General features: G+C 71.6%; 15 protein-coding genes, 1 tRNA gene and 2 pseudogenes. 4 read left to right on the top strand and 14 right to left on the bottom strand.

Going from position 1 to position 22,038, the window contains the following annotated elements; genetic code table 11:
- Nucleotides 1-405 precede the first annotated feature (405 nt).
- Nucleotides 406-2,319: an NAD-binding lipoprotein gene (locus ABZ567_RS21235; RefSeq protein ID WP_360792181.1), complete on the top strand. Its 1,914-nt coding sequence runs from the start codon at nucleotides 406-408 to the stop codon at nucleotides 2,317-2,319.
- 174 nt (nucleotides 2,320-2,493) lie between these two features.
- On the opposite strand, the gene ABZ567_RS21230 is transcribed toward ABZ567_RS21235, so the two are convergent.
- Entirely contained in the window at nucleotides 2,494-4,374 is a 1,881-nt protein-coding gene (locus tag ABZ567_RS21230; protein ID WP_360792336.1) for an NAD(P)/FAD-dependent oxidoreductase, read from the bottom strand.
- Between the two features lie 493 nt (nucleotides 4,375-4,867).
- Nucleotides 4,868-5,221: a VOC family protein gene (locus ABZ567_RS21225; RefSeq protein ID WP_360792179.1), complete on the bottom strand. Its 354-nt coding sequence runs from the start codon at nucleotides 5,219-5,221 to the stop codon at nucleotides 4,868-4,870.
- A gap of 321 nt (nucleotides 5,222-5,542) precedes the next feature.
- On the opposite strand from ABZ567_RS21225, the gene ABZ567_RS21220 reads away from it, so the two are divergent.
- Complete coding sequence (locus ABZ567_RS21220; protein WP_360792177.1) at nucleotides 5,543-7,180, top strand: cation acetate symporter; 1,638 nt, start codon at nucleotides 5,543-5,545, stop codon at nucleotides 7,178-7,180.
- Nucleotides 7,181-7,341: 161 nt separating this feature from the next.
- On the opposite strand, the gene ABZ567_RS21215 is transcribed toward ABZ567_RS21220, so the two are convergent.
- The 7 genes and pseudogenes from ABZ567_RS21215 to ABZ567_RS21185 form a co-directional block, all read right to left on the bottom strand.
- Nucleotides 7,342-7,415 (bottom strand) — tRNA-Met (locus tag ABZ567_RS21215).
- A gap of 120 nt (nucleotides 7,416-7,535) precedes the next feature.
- A complete protein-coding gene (locus tag ABZ567_RS21210) occupies nucleotides 7,536-8,378 on the bottom strand; it encodes a class II glutamine amidotransferase (protein ID WP_360792175.1) in 843 nt (280 codons plus the stop codon).
- 192 nt (nucleotides 8,379-8,570) lie between these two features.
- A complete protein-coding gene (locus ABZ567_RS21205) occupies nucleotides 8,571-9,875 on the bottom strand; it encodes a DUF2254 family protein (protein ID WP_360792173.1) in 1,305 nt (434 codons plus the stop codon).
- A 173-nt stretch (nucleotides 9,876-10,048) separates the two neighbouring features.
- Nucleotides 10,049-10,564: pseudogene (locus ABZ567_RS21200) on the bottom strand (ABC transporter permease); the annotation flags it as partial.
- A gap of 75 nt (nucleotides 10,565-10,639) precedes the next feature.
- A complete protein-coding gene (locus tag ABZ567_RS21195) occupies nucleotides 10,640-11,671 on the bottom strand; it encodes an FAD-dependent monooxygenase (RefSeq protein WP_360792171.1) in 1,032 nt (343 codons plus the stop codon).
- Entirely contained in the window at nucleotides 11,668-12,183 is a 516-nt protein-coding gene (locus ABZ567_RS21190) for an isoprenylcysteine carboxylmethyltransferase family protein (protein ID WP_360792169.1), read from the bottom strand. The genes ABZ567_RS21195 and ABZ567_RS21190 overlap by 4 nt, the downstream gene beginning before the upstream one ends.
- Before the next feature lie 9 nt (nucleotides 12,184-12,192).
- A complete protein-coding gene (locus ABZ567_RS21185; protein ID WP_360792167.1) occupies nucleotides 12,193-13,329 on the bottom strand; it encodes a 3-oxoacyl-[acyl-carrier-protein] synthase III C-terminal domain-containing protein in 1,137 nt (378 codons plus the stop codon).
- A 46-nt stretch (nucleotides 13,330-13,375) separates the two neighbouring features.
- Here ABZ567_RS21185 and ABZ567_RS21180 point away from each other — a divergent pair, with 46 nt between their 5' ends.
- Nucleotides 13,376-14,236, top strand: coding sequence for a UbiA family prenyltransferase (locus tag ABZ567_RS21180; protein WP_360792165.1), 861 nt, complete (start codon nucleotides 13,376-13,378; stop codon nucleotides 14,234-14,236).
- 131 nt (nucleotides 14,237-14,367) lie between these two features.
- On the opposite strand, the gene ABZ567_RS21175 is transcribed toward ABZ567_RS21180, so the two are convergent.
- The 5 genes and pseudogenes from ABZ567_RS21175 to ABZ567_RS21155 form a co-directional block, all read right to left on the bottom strand.
- A complete protein-coding gene (locus ABZ567_RS21175) occupies nucleotides 14,368-15,339 on the bottom strand; it encodes an SDR family NAD(P)-dependent oxidoreductase (RefSeq protein ID WP_360792163.1) in 972 nt (323 codons plus the stop codon).
- 190 nt (nucleotides 15,340-15,529) lie between these two features.
- Nucleotides 15,530-16,124 (bottom strand): annotated as a pseudogene (locus ABZ567_RS21170) (hypothetical protein).
- A gap of 786 nt (nucleotides 16,125-16,910) precedes the next feature.
- Entirely contained in the window at nucleotides 16,911-17,363 is a 453-nt protein-coding gene (locus ABZ567_RS21165; RefSeq protein ID WP_360792161.1) for an SRPBCC family protein, read from the bottom strand.
- A 62-nt stretch (nucleotides 17,364-17,425) separates the two neighbouring features.
- A complete protein-coding gene (locus tag ABZ567_RS21160) occupies nucleotides 17,426-17,851 on the bottom strand; it encodes an NTP pyrophosphohydrolase (protein WP_360792159.1) in 426 nt (141 codons plus the stop codon).
- Between the two features lie 151 nt (nucleotides 17,852-18,002).
- Nucleotides 18,003-21,122, bottom strand: coding sequence for a BTAD domain-containing putative transcriptional regulator (locus ABZ567_RS21155; RefSeq protein WP_360792157.1), 3,120 nt, complete (start codon nucleotides 21,120-21,122; stop codon nucleotides 18,003-18,005).
- A gap of 293 nt (nucleotides 21,123-21,415) precedes the next feature.
- On the opposite strand from ABZ567_RS21155, the gene ABZ567_RS21150 reads away from it, so the two are divergent.
- A complete protein-coding gene (locus tag ABZ567_RS21150) occupies nucleotides 21,416-21,964 on the top strand; it encodes a hypothetical protein (protein ID WP_360792155.1) in 549 nt (182 codons plus the stop codon).
- Nucleotides 21,965-22,038: the final 74 nt, after the last annotated feature.

Below are 22,038 nucleotides of genomic sequence, written 5' to 3'. Positions count from 1 at the left end.
CGGCGTGACTCCGGCCCGAGTCAACCGCAGAGGGCGACCGGTCCATCCCGTAAGGGTTACGTCCCACGCCGGTACGGCCGGGCCGGTCCCGTCCTGACGTGTGGGGGTTGCGGGCGGGTGGGCCGTCGCGGCCCGCATGGACGGCTGCGGGACGTGGCAGGCGGTGTGGCTTCAGCCCGGCGCGGCCGATCGACAGAGGCATCGATCACCGTCCGACCGATCACCGGGCCGTACGCCTGTCGGGTCGGGACTCACTCCCACGGCCATCACTCCAGGCCGGCCCGGTTCATACCTCTGAGTGAGGGCCGGCCGCTCCGGGCCGGACAGCGTCCCGAGTTCCCTAAGGTGAGCGGCGTGGGCGGCCGGGAGTCGCCTGATCGGCATGTCTCATACACGGGAGTTTGCGTGGCGCAGCAGCGCACAACCCTCCGCCAGCATCTTCGGTACCGGTTCGACAACCTGGTGGCAGGAGGGACCACCGTGCTCATCGGATGGCTGGCCCTGGCCTGTCTGGCGGTCGTCGTCCCCGCGAGTGCGGTTCTGGTCTGGGCCGACCGGAAGGCTCCGGCCACCCCGTCCGGTCGGCTCCAGGCGGTGTGGGTCAGTGTCGGACAGACGCTCAAGATCGGAGGCGCGGTCGGCTCACCCGTCTACGTGCTGGCCTCTGTTCTGCTCGCCCTCGTGGCCTTGTTGTTCGTGTCGACGCTGGTCAGTCTCATCACCACGGGCATCGATCAGCGCATCAGGTCGCTTCGCCTGGGCCATTCCACCGTCCTGGAGACCGGGCACACCATCGTCCTGGGCTGGTCCGACCAGATCTTCCCGGTCATCGGGGAGTTGGTCGCCGCCAACGCCAACAGGCGACGGGCGGCCATCGCCGTCCTCGCCCCCATGGACAAGGTGGAGATGGAACAGGGGATCGCCACCCGCGTCACGGACTCCGGCACGACCCGGATCATCTGCCGCACCGGCAGCACCACCGATCCCGCAGTCCTGTCGCGGGTGAGTCCGCGGACCGCCAAGTCCGTGCTCGTCCTGCCGCCCGACGGGGAATCCGGCGACGCCCACGTGGTGAAGACCCTGCTCGCCCTCGACGCAGCCGCTTCCCCCGACAGGGAGGCGGTGGTGGTCGCCGCCGTCCGCGACGCCCGCCACCACCGCACCGCCCAACTGGCCGCCGGGCCGCGCGGCCACGTCCTGTGCGTCGACCACATCGTCGCCCGGCTCCTCGTCCAGACCGCACTCCAGCCCGGCCTCTCCCTCGTGTATCAGGAGCTGCTGGACTTCGAGGGCGACGAGTTCTACACCACTGCCGCCGAGGACCTGGCCGGACGCACTTTCGGTGAGGCGCTGTTGTCGTTCACCACCTCGTCCGTGGTGGGCCTGCTGCGTGCGGACGGCACCGTCGACCTCAACCCCGAGCCCGGCTCCACGATCGACGTGATCGACCGGATCATCGTCATCACCAGGGACGACGACACGGCCGTACGGGGGGACGCCTCCTCCTTCGTCGACGAGGACGCCATCGTCGCGGCCGGGCCCAGGACGTCCGTCGCCGAGCGCCTGCTCCTGCTCGGCTGGAACCGGCGGGCCCCGCTCATCGTGGAGCAGCTCGACCAGTACGTGACCCCGGGGACCGTCCTGGACGTCGTGGCGCAGGGCGACGACGCCACCATGTGCGAGGCCGTCCGCGGAGTCCCGGCGCAAGGCCACCTGGAAGTGGCCTTCCGTAGCGGGGACATCACCGATCCACGCGTACTGGCCAAGCTGGACGTGCCGTCCTACGACGGCGTGATCGTCATCGGCGACACGGCCCTGCCGACGCATCCGCAGCGGGAGCCGCAGACGGAGTCGACCGCAGACGACCGCACGTTGGTCACGCTGCTGCACCTGCGGGCGATCGGGGACGCCGCACACGAGGACATCGCCCTCACCACGGAGATGTCCGACGACGGCAACCGGCTGCTGGCGCCCGCCAGGGCCGGAGCCGACTTCATCGTGAGCGGCAGGCTGATCAGCCTGCTCATGGCACAGATCTCGGAGAGCGGCTACCTCGCGACCGTCTTCGAGGAGTTGTTCACCGCCGGGGGGAGCGAGTTCCATCTGAAACCGGTCAGGGACTATGTCAGGCTCGACCGGGAGGTCACCTTCGCCACCGCTGTGGAGTCGGCGCGTCGGAGGGGGGAATGCGCCGTCGGATACCGGCAGCGCGGGTCGGCCGCCGCGGCTCCCGACTACGGCGTGAGGATCAACCCCGACAAGAGCCGGCCGGTTCGATTCGACTCGGGTGACTGGCTGATCGTGCTTGCCGAAAGCTGACCCCGGCGGCCTGACCCAACCTGCGGGCTTGCATGGCTGCGTGCCAGCGTCCCTGCGTGGCCGCGTGCCCTCGGGCGCACCTGCCTGGGGTGACCGCGTGCTGCCTGCGGCACCCCCCTACCCCGTGCTCCTACGGAACGGAGCCGGGCACGGGTGTGCCCGGCTCGCGGTCGCCTAGTGCCCCGAGTGCACCTCCAGGGCGGTACGCACGGCGGATTCGAGAGCCCCTTCGATCCACGCGGGCTTGATGGAGGTGTGGCACCCGCCGAAGTGCAGGTTCCCCTCGGCCTTGCGGACGTGGGGAAACAGCTCGGTGTGCTGCCCGGGCAGCAGCACGGAGGCTTCGCCGTAGGCGTACGGGTCACGCATCCAGGACTGGGTGCGCCCGACGCCGGTGTAGAAGACCTCGATCCGCTGCCCGAACACGTCCTGGACTCCGGCGAGAGCGCGGGGGTAACGCTCCTCGTCGTCGAACGAGTCCCACTTCAGGGCGTCGTCGGACCAGCTGTAGGAAGCGAGGATGACCCCGCCCCGGCTGCCTTCGACGGGATGCGACGGCTGGAACATGAAGCGGTTGGGGTTGTCGGTGGCCGATCCGCCGCCGATGACCCCGGCTGCCTCCGGCTGGTCGCGGGAGACCAAGCGCGTGGCGGCGTAGTGGACGCGCTGGGCAGCGGAGATGTGCCCCTCGGGTACGGAGGGGTGTGCGCCGAGCAGGCTGCCGTCCCCAGGGGCCTGCCCGAGCTGGTACTTCCGGTACAGGCCGGGCCGCACCGCCTCCAGTTCGCGTTTCCAGTCGGCTTCGTCGAACTCCCACCATCGACGGCTGAACTCCAGCAGCACCTTGGTGGCGGCGTCGTAGTGGAGTTCGGTGACCGCGCGCCGCTTGCCGTAGGAGAGCGCGGGGACGACCGGGATGTGGCGCAGTCCGGAGAAGGGGACGGTGATGATCGCGGCGTCCCCGGTGAAGGTCTCGCGCTCCACGACGCCGCCGCGTCCTTCGGAGACCGTGTCGATACTCACCCGGCCGTCACCGTGCGCGATCCGGGTGGCGCGACGGTCCAGCCGCACGAGGTCCTTGACCCGGTCGTAGAGGGCGTCGGCCAGAGTGGCGGTGCCGTCGGGCAGTTCGAAGAAGGAGGTGTCGGGGCTGATGAGGGAGGCCCCGATGAAGCTGTGCACGAAGGCGAGGTGGAGACGGGAGGTGAGGTTCTCGACAGTGCCGATCAGATCGATGGTCCGCTCGTCGAGTCCCGCCTCCTCCGTCAGGTACCGGTACATGGACATGTGGCCGTAGCGCTGGATGACGCGGGCCCAACCCTCGACGAGCTCCCTGTCCTTCTTGCCCTCGATCTCCTTGCGCACGGGGGCGAAGGCGTTGCGCACGATCTGTACGGCGGGGAGGGACTCGTAGGCGGCCGGGACACCGAAGGAGCGGTTGAGGGCCTGCGGACTGCGGGCGTAGTCGGCTCGGCGGACGCGGATGCCGTTGACGAAGATCCACGTGCGGTACGCGGGGCGGTCGGCTCCGTCGATGTCGACGAGGTGGAAGGGCCGGCGCTTGAGGCCGAGAGTGTCCATGAGGCCGGTGACGAGCGGGTGGCTGTCGGGGATGCGCATGGCGCCGGCCTCGGCATACTGCTTCGGGTCCGCGAAGGGGGCGGGGGACTCCTCGTGGCCTCCGGTACGGAAGGTCTTGATCCGGCCACCGACCCGGTTGCCGTTGGCCTCGATGACCGTGACCCGGTGCCCGGCTTGGCGCAACAGGTGTGCGGCGGTGAGCCCGGCGGGCCCGGCGCCGACGATCAGCACCTTGCGGCCGCGGCGTCCTCCTGTCCCACGGGGCCGGGGCAGACCAGACTTCAGGAGGATGTCCGCGTAGCGCGGCACGAGCGGCAGGTCGTCGTCGTCCCGCACCAGGATGGCCCGGGCGATGGTCAGGCAGGTGTCCCAGTCGGCGGGGGAGGAGGGCCGGGCCGGAGTCTGCGAGGCCACGGCGCCGCCTGCGGCGACCGCCAGGGCACCGGCTCCCGCGACCGTGGCCGCGCCGGCGATGACGGTACGCCGGGACGGCCGACGGGCGGGCCCGGGTTCGGGCTGGTCAGCGGGGTCGGGTGTGGGGAGTGCGTCAATGATCACGGGGCAACTCTTGCGGTCCCGCTGGGACCCGACGCCCAAAAGCCCCTGGACAGAGGAACTACCACCCGGACGTGCGGCACACGTGGTCCGCGGCTGACGAACTGAGTTTCGTACGGGAGGGTGGAGCGGAACAGTCATGACGCGTGCGGGAAGACCCCCGCCGGACGGTTCCTGGTCGCCCGAGGTCGCAGTGGCTTGCTCACGCCCAGGCAGCCGTGGGGCCGGCTGCCCCACCGAGCACTCGCTCCCCTGCCGGCTACTTGCTTGCGGCTGGGTCTCGTCGAGCGCACAGGGCGGCTCGGTCAGGCGGAGGTAGACGGATGCCTGAGGTGTGCGTCGATAGGGAGGCCTCGGACCCTCTGCCGCCCGGGTGCCGTGATCGCGGCGTTCAGGCTCCCGGAAGGAAGAGTCAGAACGGGTGACCGTGAGGGTCCCGGAGGACCCGTACATCCTTCTGAGGCTGGTGCTCCCCCACCGTCGCGCCCAGGGCACAAGCCCGCTCGGTCTCCGCCTCCAAGTCGTCGACCTGAAGGTCCAGGTGCGCTTGCATCTGCTGAGTGCCCGGGCGCTGCGGCCAGATGGGAGGAGTGTGATCGGTCTCCAGCTGGAAACTGAGGCTCGGGCGTTCCTGTTCTGGAGACTTCAGCCGGACCCACTCCGGCTCGCGCTCGACTTCCTGCCAGCCCAGCAGAGCGCGATAGAAGTCGGCCAGCGCGGGAGGATCCGGGCTGCCGAGGACAAAGGCACCGAGTGATGTCGTCATGTCTCGAGTCCTGCCCCCGACACTCACCTCCACACGCTGGCGTGCCGGACGCCGGGGACGCCCGACGCCTTCTGCCGACAACGCAGCCCTCGCCACCCCGTGTCACCGGCCCGGCCCCGGCCGGCTTCCCGCCCCCTCGCCCGGCGCCGTGCGGCATTGGTCGCCACGCACAGGCAATGCCCGCGCCGGTGTGCTGGTGACACGTTCAGTCGCGCACGCCTTCACCGGCGGGCCCGCACCGTGCTCTCGTAGGCCCTCTTGCCGTCGCGAGCGTCCCGGAGAGCCATGACCGTCCACCCCTTCCCCGCCACGGAGCTGTCCATGACCGGGGGCGAAACCCAGGGCGCAGTCCTGGTCAGTTTCCTCCTCGTCGTGGTCGCCGCGCTGTTCGCCTGCCTGCTGCTCGGGCCACAACGCGAGGAGGCGGAGCACTTCTACGTCGGCCGGCGGCGGAACAAACCCCTGCGCAACGCACTGGCGCTGGCGGGCGACTACATCTCGTCGGCCACGGTGGTGGGCACGACGGGGACCGTCGCTCTCATGGGGTTCGACGGCTTGTTCGTCGCGGGCAGCACGGTCGCCGCGCTCGTCGTCCTCTCTCTCCTCGCGGGACCGCTGCGGGCGCGCGGACGGTTCACGATCGCCGACGTCTTCGCGGACCGGGCGCCGGGGACTGCGGTGCGGATCGCCGCGGCGGTCGTCACACTGCTTGTGTGCCTGCTCTACTTCGTCGTCCAGCTCTCAGCCGTGGCCCTCGTGACCGCGCAGCTCCTGGGCCTGGAGACGGTGGGCGCGCAGCGGGCGATCGCCGTGATGATCGGCGTCCTGATCGCCTGCGCGACCGCCGTCGGGGGGATGCGCGGGGCGACCGCACTGCAGGCAGCCAAGACCGTCATCGTCCTCGTGGCCCTGCTTCTCGTCGTCGGTGTGCTCCTGACCCGATTCGGCTGGAACCCGGCCGCTCTCCTTGACGCCGCGCAGACCAACAACGGAACCGGTTCGGCGTACTTCCGCCCCGGCCTCCTGCAGCGCTCCAACCCCAGCGCCAGCTGGACCTTCGACTTCGTCGGACTCCAGCTCAGCATCATCCTGGGTGCGGCCGTCATGCCGCATGTCGTGATGCGGCTGCACGCCACCCCCGACGCCACGGCGGCGCGCCGCTCCGTGCGCGGGGCCCTCGTCATCGTCTCGGCCGTCACCGTGTGCGCCGTGCTGATCGGCCTGGGCACGGCGGCGACCGTCGGTGGCGCGAAACTGGCGGAGGTCAGCCCAGGTGGCACCGGCGCCCTTATGCTCACCACCGGGACGCTCGTGGGCGGCCCCGGCTCCACCGCCGGGACCGTACTCTTCATCCTCGTCGCCATCGCCGTCTTCGCGACCTCCCTCGCCGTCATCGCGGGCCTCACCCTGACGGCGTCGGCCGCGGTCGGCCACGACCTCTACCGCAAGGCCCTGCGCCGGACGGAAAGCTCCGACAAGGGCGTTGAGATCAGCACCGCCCGCTGGGGCGCGGTCGCCGTCAGCGTGGCCGGCATCACCCTCGCCTACGCGGCCCTCGACTGGAACATCCAGATGTTCAGCTGGGTCGCCCTGGCCGTCGCCGCCTCCAGCCTCCTGCCCGCGCTCGTCTACACCTTGTTCTGGCGCCGCTTCACCGAACGCGGTCTGCTGTGGACCCTCGTCGGCGGCGCGGGCTGCGTCGTCGTCCTGCAGACCTTCACCCCCATGGTCACCAGCCTCCCTTCCTCTTTCCTCCCTCACACGGACATCGCCTGGCTCCCCTTCCAGTCCGTCGCCCTCATCTCCGTCCCCACCGGTTTCGCACTGGGATGGCTGGGCAGCGTGACGGACCGGCGTACCGGCCGGGACCTCGCCCCGCGGGCCGATGCGCGGCGTGGTTCCTCACGCCCTGAGCCGGCAACGCGCCGGCGTTACGACCCCAGCGACTCGAGGACCTGACAGACGGTCGTCGCCCGGATCGACGGCCCCTGTGCCTTCGCTCCACCCGCCGATCCCCGGGCGGGGCGTACCGCAGAGGCCTCCACTCGGATGGACGGCCCGAGGTGCGAAGGCACGCAAGAGGCCCGGATCCACAGGATCCGGGCCTCATGTCACTTCAGTAGCGGGGACAGGATTTGAACCTGCGACCTCTGGGTTATGAGCCCAGCGAGCTACCGAGCTGCTCCACCCCGCGTCGGTAGTCCCCACAGTACGCCATCCACAGCACCACCCATGACCAGATCGCCCCGCGCAGTGAACCTGGTCTTCCCCCGGCCGGTGTCGCGGTAGGGGGCCGGGGTGCGCGGTGGACCTGTCATGCTGCCACGGGGGCGAAGGGAGCGAAGGGATGCAGTTCGTCGTCGCCGGGCTGTACGACGCCGTAGCTGCTTTCCGGTACCGCGTTCCAGGCACCGGGCAGATCGCCGAGGGGTTCGGACACGATGAGGCGGGTCTCCTCCGAGATGTCGCGAAGGAAAGCGACGTCGGGGTGCAACCTGCGCAGTGCCTCCACCTGGCTGCTGTAGAACAGCGACCGGGAATCGTGCCCGCTGGAGTAGCGGAAGCCCCAGACGCGGACACCGTCGGTGATGGCGAGCGTCATCTGAAGGGGGAACTCCACGCCGTGTTCGTGGCCGACGCGCTCCACCACTCCCGCCATCCGGGCGACGGCGGCGGGCGGGTCCTCGTCCAGGCCGTAGGTGAGTGCCAGGTAGAACATCACCTCCGAGTCCGTCGTTCCCTCGATGCCCGCGTACAGGGCGGGGTCGACGAGGAGGGTGAGGTCCCGGCGCATCAGGTGGAAGCCGGTGATGGCGCCGTTGTGCATGAACATCCATCGGCCGTACCGGAACGGATGGCAGTTCGACTGCTGCACGGCCGTGCCGGTCGACGCCCGGATGTGGGCGAAGAACAGGGGCGAGCGGACGTGGTCCGCCATCTCACGGAGGTTGCGGTTGTTCCAGGCGGGGCCGATGTCCCGAAGGAGCGCCGGGGACTCGTTGTCGTCCGTGTACCAGCCGACGCCGAACCCGTCACCGTTCGTGGTCTCCACGCCCAGTTTGGAATGCAGGCTCTGGTCGATCAGCGAGTGAGCCGGTTTGTACAGGATGGTGTCGAGCAGCATGGGAGTTCCTGAATAGGCGAGCCATCGGCACATACCTGATCACCTGGGTCTCTGATGCCTGAGGGGGCGATCCTCCGCCGCTGTGCGTACGGCGCCGTCCCGGTCCTGTCCCGGACCGTCCCGGACCGTCCGGCGTTCTCATTTTCGGCCCTCTCGCCGGGGAGTGCCACGCGGGCGACCGGTCCCGGGCCAGGACGCCGGGCCCGGCCCTATGCGGTTCCGGCCCTATGCGGTTCCGGGTCCGGTATCGGTTTCGACACCGGCATCGGCCGGCGTACCGGCATGGTCATCGGTCCAGACCAGTGCGTACGACTCGTTGCCGGTTCGCTCCACCCACTGGAGCCGGTCGTTCACGACGGCGCGTCGGGGCTCGGGGGCGCACTCGGCGAGCCTGCGCAGGAGGTCGCGCATCCGCCGCAGGGCCATGGGGGTCCCTGCGGCGGCGAAGACGAGGTCGTCGACGGCGGTCCGTACGTACCGGTCCCAGCCGGGCACCGGGATACTCACCCGGAGCCGTCCGGCAGGGTCGTGGAACCGGCCGATCTCCAGGTCGCGGTCGGCGAGGCGGATCAACAGGTCCTCGAGGCGGTCCATGGCCTCCACCGCTGTGGCCGGATCGTTCACGGCGGAAGACAGAGCGCGGAGTGCGATGTCGGCGAGAAGTCTGAACGGCAGTTCGGGGTCCTGGGCGAAGCCTCGCTCGACCCCCGTCGAGAGGACCCCCGCCAGTACTGCCTCCCCGGGACCACCCGGCGTCACCTCGGCGACCACCATGCCGCCGGTCAGCGTCGCGCCCGGGGCGATGCGAAAGGCGACCGAGCAATCGTGTGCCTGAGCGATGCCCAAGAGGGTGGACACGTCGATCCCCCGCAGCACGGTCGGCGGCCCCGTCCAGCGGACCGCTCTACTCGGGCCGGCCGGCGACGGCCGCGGGGCGGCGACCTCGCCAGGGGCGTAGGGGTGCGCGTACAGGGTGTCGTACGAGCGGTGCGCACGGGCGGCGATCGCGGTCAGCGAGTGGCCGAGCTGGATCGAGTCGAACGCCTTCATCTGCAGCGTCCGCATCAGCCCGAGCGCGATGAGGGAGAGGAGCATGGCGGCGCACGGAACGAAGACGGAGACGTTCTTTCGGGAGCCCATGGCCAGGCCCGAGGTGATGCAGAAGACGAACACGCCCACGGTGAAGGCGAACGCCCGCCAGACGATCGGCTCGTCGCGGAACAGGCTGAGGCGGGGCGTGAACGTGCTGGCGGAGAACTGCACGACCAGGAACAGCACCGAGTAGATGATGCTCACCAGGCTGATGACGCCGAAGCCCAGAGTGATCAGCACGCTGACCACCCGCCCCGCCGCCACCTGGGGTCCCGCCGTGACCAGAGGAGTCAGCAGCCCCAGCCCGACCCCGGCGACCGCGCACAGCAACTGCGAGAGGCCCCTGCGCGCCGGGCCGACCGGCCGCTGGAGCAGCGCGTTTCGCCGACGCCGCTCCCGCGCCCGGGGGACGGCGATCCCGTCATCAGAGCGGGGCATCCGGCCTCCTCGGAGGTTGGGCGACCAGGGCGAATCCGTCACGTGCCATCCATTAGGCACGCACCTGCACCCACCTGCACCCCGGGTCGCGCGGGCGGGGGAGAACCACCCGTAGCACCGAGGCCAAAGCACACGTCGACCGTGACGACCGACGGCCCGCCCCGAACATGTCGTCATTCCGGGCGGTTGAAACGTCGGGCGGCCCACAGCAGGGCGATGGTTCCGATGATGAGAAGAAGGCCCGCTTCGAGGGGGAGGGGTGGCTGCCAGCCCGCCCATTCGATGCTGGTGGCGGCTTGCTGGTCAGGGACGCGACGGCTGATGCAGCGACGCAGGAGGTCCACCGCGTAGGCGAGGGGGTTGGCGCCGGCGAGGGCCTGGGCCCAGCCGGGGAGGGACTGCAGGGGGAAGAATCCCCCGGAGAGGAACAGCAGCGGCATCATGACCAGGCCGAGGAGGGTGTGGAACGTCTCGGGTCTGCGGAGCGTGACGGACAGGGCCAGGGACAGGGCCGTGATGGTGAACGAGGCCAGGATCATGCCGCCGAGGAGCAGGAGCAGGAGGAGCGGATCGTAGGGGAGGCCGACCGTGCCGGCGAGGCTCAGCAGTACGGCACCTTGGGCTGTGGCGGTCAGCGTGCCGCCCGCGCAGTTGCCCAGGAGCAGGGTGGAGCGGCTGACGGGGGCCATGTCGTCGCTGGTGCGAAGGACGACACGGCCGGACACCCGGTAGCGGACCGACGCGCCCCGTGCGGGGGCGAAAGCTCATGCCAGGGCGTTGACCACTGCCGTGAAGACGCGCGGAAGGCGCTCGGCCGCGGGCACGACGAGCGGGGCGAGTACCCGCTGCTGTCGCACCCGTAGCAGAAGTTCCGTCAGAAGCCGGTGGCGGCGGGTCGCGCGGCTCCAGTCGCCTTCGTAGCGCTCCGGCGTACCTCGGCGCACGTTGTCGATCAGAGTTCCGGCACCGGTGAGGGCCAGGGAGATGCCCTCACCGGTCAGCGCGTCGACGTATCCGGCGGCGTCGCCCACGAGCAGGACCCGCCCGTGGAGCCGGGTGCGTGCCTTCTGGCGCAGCGGGCCCGCGCCCCGTACCGCGGTGACGGCCCTCTCCGCGGGGAGACGGGCGGCCAGTTCGGGGAAGCGCTCCAGCTGGGCGTCGAACGGGGCCCGCCGGTCCGTCAGGAGGGCGACGCCGACGAGCCGGGGACCGAGCGGGGTGACGTAGGCCTCGCCGTGCCGTCCGCAGTGCACCTCGACGTACGGGGACCACGGCGGTACGGCGTAGTGACGCCGCAACCCGTACCTGGGCCTCGTGCGGGATGGGACACCGAGGCCGAGGGAGCGGCGCACCGGGGAGTGCAGACCGTCCGCGGCGACCAGCCAGCTGGCGCGCAGACCGGCGCCGGGCAGGGTCACTTCGTTCGCGTCCTGCCGTACTTCTCCGACCCGCAGGGGCAGTACGGGAACGCCTGCCGCGAGGACTGCCCCGTGGAGGATGTCGTGCAGACAGGTGCGCCGTACGCCGAGGCCGGGGCCGCGCCGGAACGCGGCGTCGACCTGACGGGAACCCTGCACGTAACGGATGCCGGTGATCGGATGGCCGGGGACCTCAAGACCGAGTGCGGCGAGGGTACGGACGGCGCCGGGCATCAGACCTTCGCCGCACGCCTTGTCGACCGGTGCGCGGCGGGGCTCGGCCACGACGGTGTCGAAACCGGCCCGCGCGGCGTACAGCGCTGTCGCCAGGCCGGCGGGACCGCCGCCGACGACGATCAGGTCGTGTCCGTGGCTCACGCGTGCACCGCCCGGGTGAGGGCCGCGTTCTCACAGCGGAGGCGGACCGTGAGCAGCACCGCGTTGGCTGTGCTGAACACCGCCGCGCTCAGCCACGCCGAGTGCACCAGGGGGAGAGCGGCGACCTCCACCACGACGGCGATGTAGTTGGGGTGACGCACGAATCGATAGGGGCCGGCCCCGACCGGACGCGTCCCCGGAACGACGATGACGCGCGTGTTCCAGTACGGCCCGAGGGTGGTGATGCACCACCAGCGCAGCGCCTGGGCCAGGAGGACCAGCGTCAGCATCGGCCATCCCAGGGCGGGCAGGAACGGCCGGTGGGCCAGCACGGGTTCGAGGAGGCAGCAGACCAGCAGGGCCGTGTGCAGGGTCACCATGACCGGATAGTGGCCGCGGCCGTGCTCGACACCGGCGCGGGCGAGCGTCCAGGCCGAGTTGCGCCGGGCCACGACCAGTTCGACGACGCGTTCGGCGGCCACGCCGAGGACGAGGAGCGCGTACCAGAACATGAATGCCTCTCACCAGCGCAACAGGACGAACTCGGAGCAGAAGCCGGGGCCCATCGCCATCAGCAGGCCCCAGGTACCGGGCTCGGGCCGCCGGGATCCCTGATGGCTCTGCAGGATGTGCAGTACGGAGGCCGAGGACATGTTGCCCACGGCCGCGAGCGAGCGCCGCGCGCTGTCGAGGGCGTCGTCGGGCAGGCCGAGCACGTCGGTCACGGCGGACAGCACCTTGGGACCACCCGGATGGCACACCCAGGTTCCGATGTCGTCGGTGGTGAGTCCGTGTTCGGCCAGGAAGGCCCGCAGGGGCCGCCCGAGGTGCTCCCGCACGATACGGGGGATACCCGCGTCGATCACGACGCGGAACCCCGCGGCTCCGATGTCCCAGCCCATGAGGTGCCCGGTACCCGGGTAGAGATGGCTGCGCGTGGCGATCACCGCCGGCCCGCTCCCGTCCCGTCCCGCGGCGGCCCGGCCGCGTGCGACGAGTGCGGCCGCGCCGTCGCCGAACAGGGCGCCGGCCACGAGGTTGGCGCGGGAGTCGTCACGCCGCTGGAGCGTCAGCGAGCACAGTTCGACGGTGAGCAGCACAGCGGTGTCGCCGGGGTGCCCGCGCAGGTAGTCGTGCAGCCGCGCGAGACCGGCTGCGCCCGCCACGCATCCCAGGCCGAACACCGGCAGCCGTTTGACGTCGGGCCGCAGCCCCAGGCGACCGACCAGACGGGCGTCGAGCGACGGGGTCGCCACACCGGTGACGGAGTTGCACACCAGCAGATCGACATCGGCCGGTTCGAGCCCCGCTTCCCGCAGCGCACCGGTCACGGCCTCCTCACCCAGGTCGAGACCGGCCGCGATCCAGGCGTCGTTGGACCGCCCGAAGTCTCCGAGGTCGGCGTACGTCTCGATCGGCAGCGCCAGATGGCGCGCCCGTACGCCGGTGGACACGTGCAGGCGGCGCAGCAGCGCACGGTCGGCGCCCGGAGCCAGGCACAGGTCGCCGATCGGCTCGGTCAGGTCGTCCTGGGCGTAGCGGTGCGGTGGCAGCGCGGTGTGGACGGCGGCGATCGTGGTCGCCGCGACAGGCACGGTCGGCAGACGCGGCGCGACGGAGGGGGCGGTGGGATCGTCGGTGATCACAGAGACACGCATGGGGGTCATGCCTACCTCGTTCCGGACACCTGATTACCTTGCGCATGTGTCTTTGCACCCGTCCGAGGTTTCTGCGCGTACGCCACCCCGTATCCCGGTGCTGCTGCGCTCCTGCCATCTGGAGCCGGCGCTCGCCGTGACGGTGTTCGCGACCGCGCTGGCCGTGGCGGGGGGCCGGGGCGTGGCGGGGGCGGCGCTCGTGGCCGGGGCGGTGCTGGCCGGTCAGCTCTCGGTCGGCTGGTGCAACGACGCGGCCGACGCGCAGCGCGACCTGGTCTGCGGGCGCCCCGACAAGCCGGCGGCCACCGGCGAGCTCCCCCCGAGGACGGTGGCCGTCGCGGCCGGGGCGGCCCTGGGGCTGTGCGTGCCGCTGTCGCTGCTGAGCGGGGCGGTCGCGGGAGCGGTGCACCTGGTGGGCGTGGCGGCGGGCTGGGCCTACAACCTGGGAGGCAAACGCACGGTGCTCTCACCGCTGCCCTATGCCGTGGGATTCGGCTCGCTGCCCGCCTTCGTCACCCTCGGTACGCCGTCACAGGCCTGGCCCGCGTGGTGGGTCGTAGCGGCGGGGGCGCTGCTCGGTGTGGGGGCGCACGTGGTCAACGTCCTCCCCGACATCGAGGACGATCTCGCGACCGGGGTACGCGGGCTGCCGCAGCGGCTGGGCCGTGCGGCCTGCCGGTGGGCGGCACCGTTCGTGATGCTGGCGGCCGTGGGGGTGGTCGTCGTGGGACCGTCCGGAGCGGTGAGCGTTTCGGGCTGGGTCCTGGCAGCGGCGGCGGGGTCCGTCGCGGTCGTCGGCACGGCGTTGCCGTCGGCGCCCGGGAGCCGATGGCCGTTCCGGGCGGCGATGGTGGTGGCGGGCATGGCTGTGACACAGCTTCTGCTGAGAGGCGCCGACATGGCGTGAATCCGGGACTGTGGGTCCGGTCCGGTCCGGCTCGGTCCAGTGCAGGAAGCAGGAAGCAGGAAGTAGGAAGCAGGAAGCAGGAAGCAGTGGGCAGGAGGCGGGCGCAGGGGAAGAGACAGGCGCAGGCTCACTCACCGTCGTCGGCCGAGGGTCTTCACCGCGATCGCGAGTGCTCCCAGGCCGGCGCTCACCGTCAGTGCTTGGCCGAGGATGCGGTGGTCATGTCGGCGCCACCCGTCGTCGACGGCGCACGGCAGAGGGTCGGGGGCGAACACGGTGCCGTCGTGGGAGGAGACCGGGGTGCCCCGCACGGCGAACGCGTTCACCACGGGCCCGATGAGCCGGTCGTACAGGCCGGGCACGAGCCGGTGTGCCCAGGAACCGACACGCTGTGTCCGTCCGACGACGATCTCGCGCCGAGGCCGGTCGATGGCGCGCACCACCGCCGCCACCACCCGTTCCGGGGACGTCACAGGCGGCAGCGGCCGGATCCGGCGGCCGATGTAGTTCGCGGCATGACGATAGATCGGCGTGTCGACCGCGCCCGGCAGAACCGTGCACACAGCGATGCCGGGGGCGTCGCGCAACTCCTGACGCAGCACCTCGGAGAAGCCGAGCAAACCCCACTTCGCGGTGACGTACGGTGCGACGTAGGGCGACGAGAGCCGTCCGTACAGCGAGCCGATGTTGATGAGTACTCCATGGCCCTGGGACCGGAACTGCGGCAGCACCGCCCGGGCCGCGTGGACCTGGCCGAACAGCGTGGTGTCCACGATCTGCCGGAACACAGGGCCGGGAGTGTCCTCGAACAGGCCGTAGCTCCACACGGCCGCGGCGTTCACCCAGGCGTCGATGCGCCCGAACCTGCCGACGGCGCGCCGGGCCAGAACCTGGACGGCCGCTTCGTCGCTGACGTCGGTCGGGACGACCAGTACCCGCCCTCCCCGCTGCTCGCACTCCCGGGCGACCGCGGCGAGGGTCTGCTCGGAGCGGGCCGCCAGCACGACATCGGCCCCGCGGGCGGCGAGAGCCTGTGCCACCCCGCGGCCGATGCCGCTGGAGGCCCCGGTGACGACCACCACCAGCCGCCCTGGCCGGTTCACGGCGTCCCGCTGAACGGCTGGGCCGTAACGGCCCGGCCACCGACCGCCGCATGCGAGCCCTCAGCCGGCCACGATGGGTGAAGCGGAGGAAGGCGGCGGGACGGCTTGGGCGATCCGGTCAGGTGCTCCACGTGCGTGATCACATTCGGTCCCACCTGTTCGAGTGCGATGGTCCGGTTGCCGGCGGAGATCAGTGCGGCAGGTGGCAGCTGATGCTGGAAGGCATGTGCCGGGGGAGGGAGGCGGCGCGCTGCCACATGCCCTGCGCCTGCTCGGTGGGCCGCTGCTGCTCGCCGTGAAGGGCGTTGAGGACCAGCAGGCCGCCGGTCAGAGCGGGCACCGCCCACTGGACGCAGGCCAGGCGCCGTGCGGCTTGCTGCGTGTCCATCGGATACTGTCCGGCCTTCTCCGCGTCCTGGGGGTCGCCGGACGAGGCCAGCTCGATCTTCTTGCCCAGCACGCGCGCGTAGGCGGTGGCGGCCAGAGCCGCACCGGTGAGGACGGTCTTCGCCAGCGTGGAGGCGGCGACGCCCTGCTGGGTGGCGACGCGGCCTGCGTTGGTCGCGAGCAGACCGGTGGCGCCGAGCAGGTGAGCGCCGATCGCCACTGCGTTGACCGGAGTCCACCTCGCCCAGCCCGAGCTCGCGATCCGGGCCCTCCTCCCAGCTCGTGCCTTGGTCCTTCGCGGCGCCGTTGAGGCCGACCGCGCCCATCAGCGAGCCGCCGAACCAGGCGGCCGCGCCTATGTCGTGAAGACTGCGCAGGAAGGTGTTGCGTTCGGACATGGGAAGTCCCTTTCGAAGGAGCGGACAGAGGGGAGCCGGCACGGCCGACTCTCCCGTCACCCTCGCTCAACGAACCGGGCCCCGCCATTTCGACTGCTCCGAACCGCTCGGTACAGCGGAGGGGCCCAGCCAGTGTTGCGTCTTCCGCTGGTGGATGTCGTGTCCGCCCGGCGCCCCGGCCCTCGTCGCAGTCCGCCCGTCATGCCTGAGACGAAGGCGGCCCGACATCAGCCTCGCGGGAGCCAGCAGGGACCTCCGGTACGGGTCCCCCGGTCCCTCCGGTACGGGCCCTCGTGGCCGGCCGCCGGGCGACACCGGCGGCGGCCCGGTTCGGCCGTCGGCTGCCGCGTCCGGCCGCTCAGATGTCGGCGCTGCCGACTGTGTACGCGAGGGCGGCCCGCAAGCGCGTCCCCCCCGAACCGTAGGACGGCCTCCATGACGGGAGTGGGCGGGTCGAATCCCATGAAGGAGAGGGCCGGGTCGACATCCAGCCAGGCCTCCACGGCGTACGGCCTCGGCGGGGCGCGTTGCGCCCTCGGCGACGGCATGCCGCACGGTGTGGCGCGTGTCGGGGGTGGTGGTTGCGGGCAGCCTGGCTACCCGTATGTCTCTGATCAAGCCGACCGGGCTGGGGCAAGGGGCCGCACCCTGGTCGAGAGTCAGCAGCCCCGGACGAGGAACGACGACGTGGCCCGGACCGCCAGCTGTCCGGGCCACGCCATCGGGCGTCTCGGGGCGCTCCTGATCACCCGGGGGCGTGGAGCCGTCGTGCCGCTCGGCGGAGCCTCACACCGAGCCGCGCCAGGCGCCCGTCTCCTGGCCGCCGCGCTCTTCGATGAACGACTTGAACCGCTTGAGGTCGCCAGTGACCTTCCGCTTGACGAACCCGAGCTTGTCGCCGACCTGCTCCGTCAGCCCCTCGGGGGCGAAGTCCATCTGGAGCATGACCTTCGTCCGTGTCTCGTCGAGACGGTGGAACGTGACGACGCCGGCCTGCCGCGACTCGCCCTCGACGGTCGTCCAGGCGACGCGCTCGTCCGGGATCTGTTCGGTGATGACGGCGTCGAACTCGCGGCGGACTCCGCCGATCTCCGTGACCCAGTGGGTGAGCGTATCCGTACGCTGTTCGATCCGCTCCACGCCGTCCATGAAACGCGGGAACGTCTCGAACTGGGTCCACTGGTCGTACGCGGTGCGGACCGGGACCTCGACCTCGACGGACTCCTCGACCTGCGACATGGGAAACGTCCTTCTCGTTCGGGAACGGGTTACGGGGATCCGCGTAACCCGGACCGGAGAACTCACACCTCCCGCGGCGTCTGAAACCCTTGACCGGGCGTCGGGGGGAGACTGCGGGGACCCGTGCAGCGGGCGCCTTCCTCCTGGACCCGCAGGCACAGCTCCCGGTCGGCCGTGACCACCAGGGACGGTCGGCCGTTCGCCTTCCGCACCAGTTCGACGATCAGGTCGTCGCCGCTGCCAGGAGCATCCTCGACCCGCACGTCGGGTACGGAGGCGATGCCCCGAGCGAGGCCCTCGACGACGAGGACGATCTCGTACGGACCCGGGTACGGTCCATCGGCCGGCCCGCCTACCGCGGCGAGCCGGTCGCGCAACCGCTCAGCGGCCCCACGCCGGTCGCGCCACCAGCCGTCGGGCACCGAACCCACGACGTTGGCCCCGTCCACCACGAGCAGAGGACGAAGCGGCAGATCATCAGCATTCATGGTCCGAGGATGTCACTCCCACCCCATGGCGCCCCAACGCCGCGATTACCCCTGCGCATCCGAGCAACCGCCGCCCGCTACGACGTCATCCGGCTCCGGAGGGAGGCCGACTTCAGCCCGACCTTCCACCTGGCCCTACTCCCGGCACTTTTCATCCGGGCTGCGGGGCATGACCCCCCATGGCGTTCAGCCCCTCACGTGCCATCCGGTACTCGCGCGGGTGGTCACCCGCCCCCGGCAGGGCGAGGGCGGTACGGAACTCCCGCCGCGCCTCGGCGCGACGTCCCGTGGCCGTGTAGGTGCTGCCGAGACGTATGCGGACGCCCATCTCCAGCCAGGTGCTCGTGTGCGGGGTGAGAGTGGACAGGGCCTCGTGGTGGAGGTCGACGGCCGAACGCAGATTGCCCCGGCTGTGTTCCGCTGCGGCCAGACGCGACAACGACGCCGTACGCAGAGGCAGATCCTCGACCTGTCCGGCCAGTTCGGTGGCCCGGCGCAGCAGGCTCGCGGCCTCCACGGGTCGACCGAGGGCGAGTTCGAGCTCAGCGGCGAAGCACAGGGTGCTGCCGATGGTCCTTGGCCGGCCGTTCTTCTCGGCGAGTGCGAGGGCGGTGTCGTAGTGCGCGAGCGCCTGTTCGTGCCGTTCCTGTCGGTGGTGGAGGGAGCCGAGGTTGCAGTGCGACACCCCCGTGAGCCAGTCGTCGTCGACCTCGGCCGCCAGCTCCACCGCCCTGCTCAGGTGGCTGATCGCCTCCTCCGGGTCCCCCAGCTGTCCCAGCGCGATACCCGTCCCGGCGATGGCCCGGGCCTCCTCCCGCAGGTCGCCCAGCCCGCGGCCGTACCGCAGGGCTTCGGAGAACCACGTACTCGCCTGCCGGAACCGTCCCTGGTAGATGTCGACAAGACCCATGCAGTTTCGCAGTGCGGCGGGCATCCGCCGGTCGGTGGCCTCGTCCGCGCAGGTCAGGGCGAGCTCCAGCGCGGTACGGCACTCGTGGTGGTGACCCTGGCCTGCCAGGTGGTCGACCAGGGCTTCGGCGATCCGGCACGCGTGGTCACCGTGGCCGCCTCCGGCGGCATAGGCGACCACGTCGAGGAGCTCTCCACCCGCAGAGTCCAGCCACGCCGAGGCCTCCCGCCAGCCGGTGAAGGACGATCCGGGGGTCGCCGAACGGGCGACATCGACGACGGGCGGGAAGGCGCTGGGTCCCCAGTCGCTGGCCATGCGGCCCGCCGCCGTATAGAGGTACAGGACGGCGTCGCGGTTCGCAGCGGCCTCCTCAGGGGCCTCGGAGGCGACGCGCCGCGCATGAGCCCGTACGAGGTCGTGCAGCCGGTATCGGCCGGGTTGCGGCTGCTGCAGCAGGCTCGCGTCGACCAGATCCTCCAGGACTCCCTCGGCCTCCTCGCGGGAGCCGCCCAGCATGGTGGCGAGGGTGAGCCTGTCGAAGCGGGCGGTGGGAGCCGTGCCCAACGCACGGAAACCGCGCCGTAGTTCCGGAGCGAGCTGGTCGTACGACACCCGGAAGGCGGCCTCCACGCTGCGGTCCCCGGCCCGCAGCTCGTCGAGGCCGCCCATGCCGCGGGCCATCCGGTCGGCCAGGAAGGCCAGGGTCCAGGACGGCCGGCTCTGCAGCCGGGCGCTCGCGATGCGCAGGGCCAGGGGCAGGCCGCCACACCGTCGTACGAGCTCGCGCGCCGCCTCGGGCTCGCGGCCGGCCCGGGACTCCCCTAGGAGCTCTCGGAGCAGTGCGACGGCATCATCCGCGCCCAGCGGCTCCACGGTCAGCCGCAGATCGGCGTCGAGGCCGGTCAGGTGTTGCCGGCCCGCCACCAGGACCCGGCTGCCCGGGCCCGCGGGCAGCAGCGGCCGTACCTCCTCGGCGCTGCGCGCGTTGTCGACGACCAGCAGCAGCCGTAGCGCGCTTGTGGCCGCCCGCCAGGCCGTGACGAGATCCGCCAGGTCGTCCATGTCGTCCTCGCCGTCCGGGTCACGCGGCCCGGACGGGGGATTCGGCGGCACGTCACCCTCGTCGAGGACCGCACGGAGCATCCGGCGAAGGGCCCGCTGCGGGGCGACCTGCTCATGGGCGGCGCCGTCCGCGTGCAGGTCGACGAAGAGGCAACCGTCGGGATGGGCGTCGGCGAGTGTCCAGGCGGCGCGGACCACCAGGGCGCTCTTGCCGACGCCCGCCGTGCCGTCGACCGTCATCACGGACACGGCCCCGGGCGGCACGGGGGCGGTGAGCAGGGCGAGTTCCGTCGCGCGCCCGACCAGGCAGGCGGTGTTGCCGGGCAGGTCGTTCCGCCGCATGCGGGGACGGGGCCGGTCGCGCAGGTCGTCGGAGCCTTCGGACAGGCGTGCACCGTCCGGAACCTGCGGCCCGGGCGGGGGGCCCGGGGACCCGGTCCGCTCCGCAGCTGTCGCGGTCGCCGCGCCCGTCCGCACCGTCCGGCCGAGCAGCAGCGCATCGTCCCGGCGCAGGAGCGCATGGTGCACCCGCCGCAGCTCCTCCCCGGGTTCCACGCCCAGCTCGTCGACCAGTCGTCGGCGCGTCTCGCGGTAGACGGAGAGCGCTTCGGCCTGCCGCCCACTGCCGTAAAGGGCCCGCATGCGCAGGGCTGCGAACGGCTCGTCGTACTGCTGCGTGTCGGGCGCCGTCAGAAGGGCGTCCAGGGCGTCCGGGTAGCGCCCGAGCGCTACCAGACACGCCGCCAGGTCCAGGCGCAGCGCGCGCCGTCGCTGGCCCAGGCGCTGCCGCTGGGTCTCGGCGAACGGTCCCGGGAGACCGGGCAGCGGCTCCCCGTGGAGCAGCTCCAGGGCCCGGCCGCCGTGGTCGAGCGCGGCGTCGAAGTCACCGGCGGCCTTCGCGCGCTGGACGCTGGCGGCCTCCTCGGCGAGCTCGGCCAGGTCGGTCCGGACCGCGTTCGCCGCGAAGCGATAGCCGCCGCGTCCCCCGATGACGACGGATCGGTCCGCCGCGGCGCCCGGCTCGTCCAGAGCCTTCCGCAGCGCGTACACGTAGCTCGGGAGGACCCGGTGCCCCGTGCCCGGGGGCTCCTCCCCCCAGACGTCGTCCAGGAGCTGCTGGTACGTGACGAACGCCGGAGCCCGCAGGATCAGCGAGGCGAGCACGGCCTGCCGCCGTACCGGACCCAGCGCGAGCGGCGAGTCGCCGCGCCGGGCACGGACCGACCCGAGCAGATCGATGCGCAGTTCGCCCCCCGCGCCGGTGGTGCCCATGCCCGTGTCCGGTGAATGCACGCTCACGTCGAATCCCCATGTCCCCCGTGCGTCCGGTGCCACTCGCCGCCGGAGCCCGTTTCACCAGGACTTCATCGGAAGAGCAGCGCGTTGCGCCAAAGTCTGTCAGGCCGGCGGCCGGCCTTGCGCAGTCAGGTCGGGGTGCCTCGACGGCCCGGTCCGCGCGGGCGCCGGAAAGACGGGTCGGCAGACCCGCATCGGCGGTGACGTCCGGGGCGCCCGCCCCCAGTCCGTTCCGTCCCAGCCCCAGGCGCCACCCAGCACGGCGGCGAACCCGTCATCGAGAAAGGTCACACCCTGTGTCCCAGGCCAATGGAGCATCCGGTGCCTCACCCACCCGCCGGGGCGGGCGATGGGAGCGCTACCGCGTCACCCACCCGTTCTCCGCGCGCGATCTGGCGCTCCTGTGGGGGTCGATCGCGGGCGTCCTGGCCGTCGCTCTGCTGCTCGGCTGGGCGCTCGACATGAAGGGCGGTGTGGTCCTGGTCGCGGCGGCCCCCTTCATCGTCTCCTGGTTCGAGAAGCGGCGTACGGCCTTCCAGTTCGACGCGGCCGGAGCCCGCTTCGGCGAGGTCCTGCTGCCGTGGTCCGACATCACCCAGTTCGTCGTGTCGACCCCGCCCGGCGAGGAGTACGCGCTGATCGGCGCCCGGCTGCGCCCCGGCGCGTCCCTGCCGCACGGCGCACCCGTTCCCCCGCGGAACGAGGAGCTGCCCGTACCGATCCACGTCGCCGTGCCGCGATCCAGGTTCGATCTGACGAAGATGGCCAGGAAGGCACGCACGTACGCTCCCTCACACGTTCGGATCGTCATCGCGGAGCCTTCCGGCGAACGTCCCGCCGTATGAGGCGGTGAAGGGGGAGGGGGCCGCACCCCGTCACGGCCGTGAGGGGTGCCGCACCCGGTATCGACGTGGGTCGC

It is taken from the genome of Streptomyces sp. NPDC016459 (assembly GCF_040632845.1).
Classification (GTDB): Bacteria; Actinomycetota; Actinomycetes; order Streptomycetales; family Streptomycetaceae; genus Streptomyces.
This window is presented reverse-complemented; position numbering and strand designations above follow the sequence as displayed.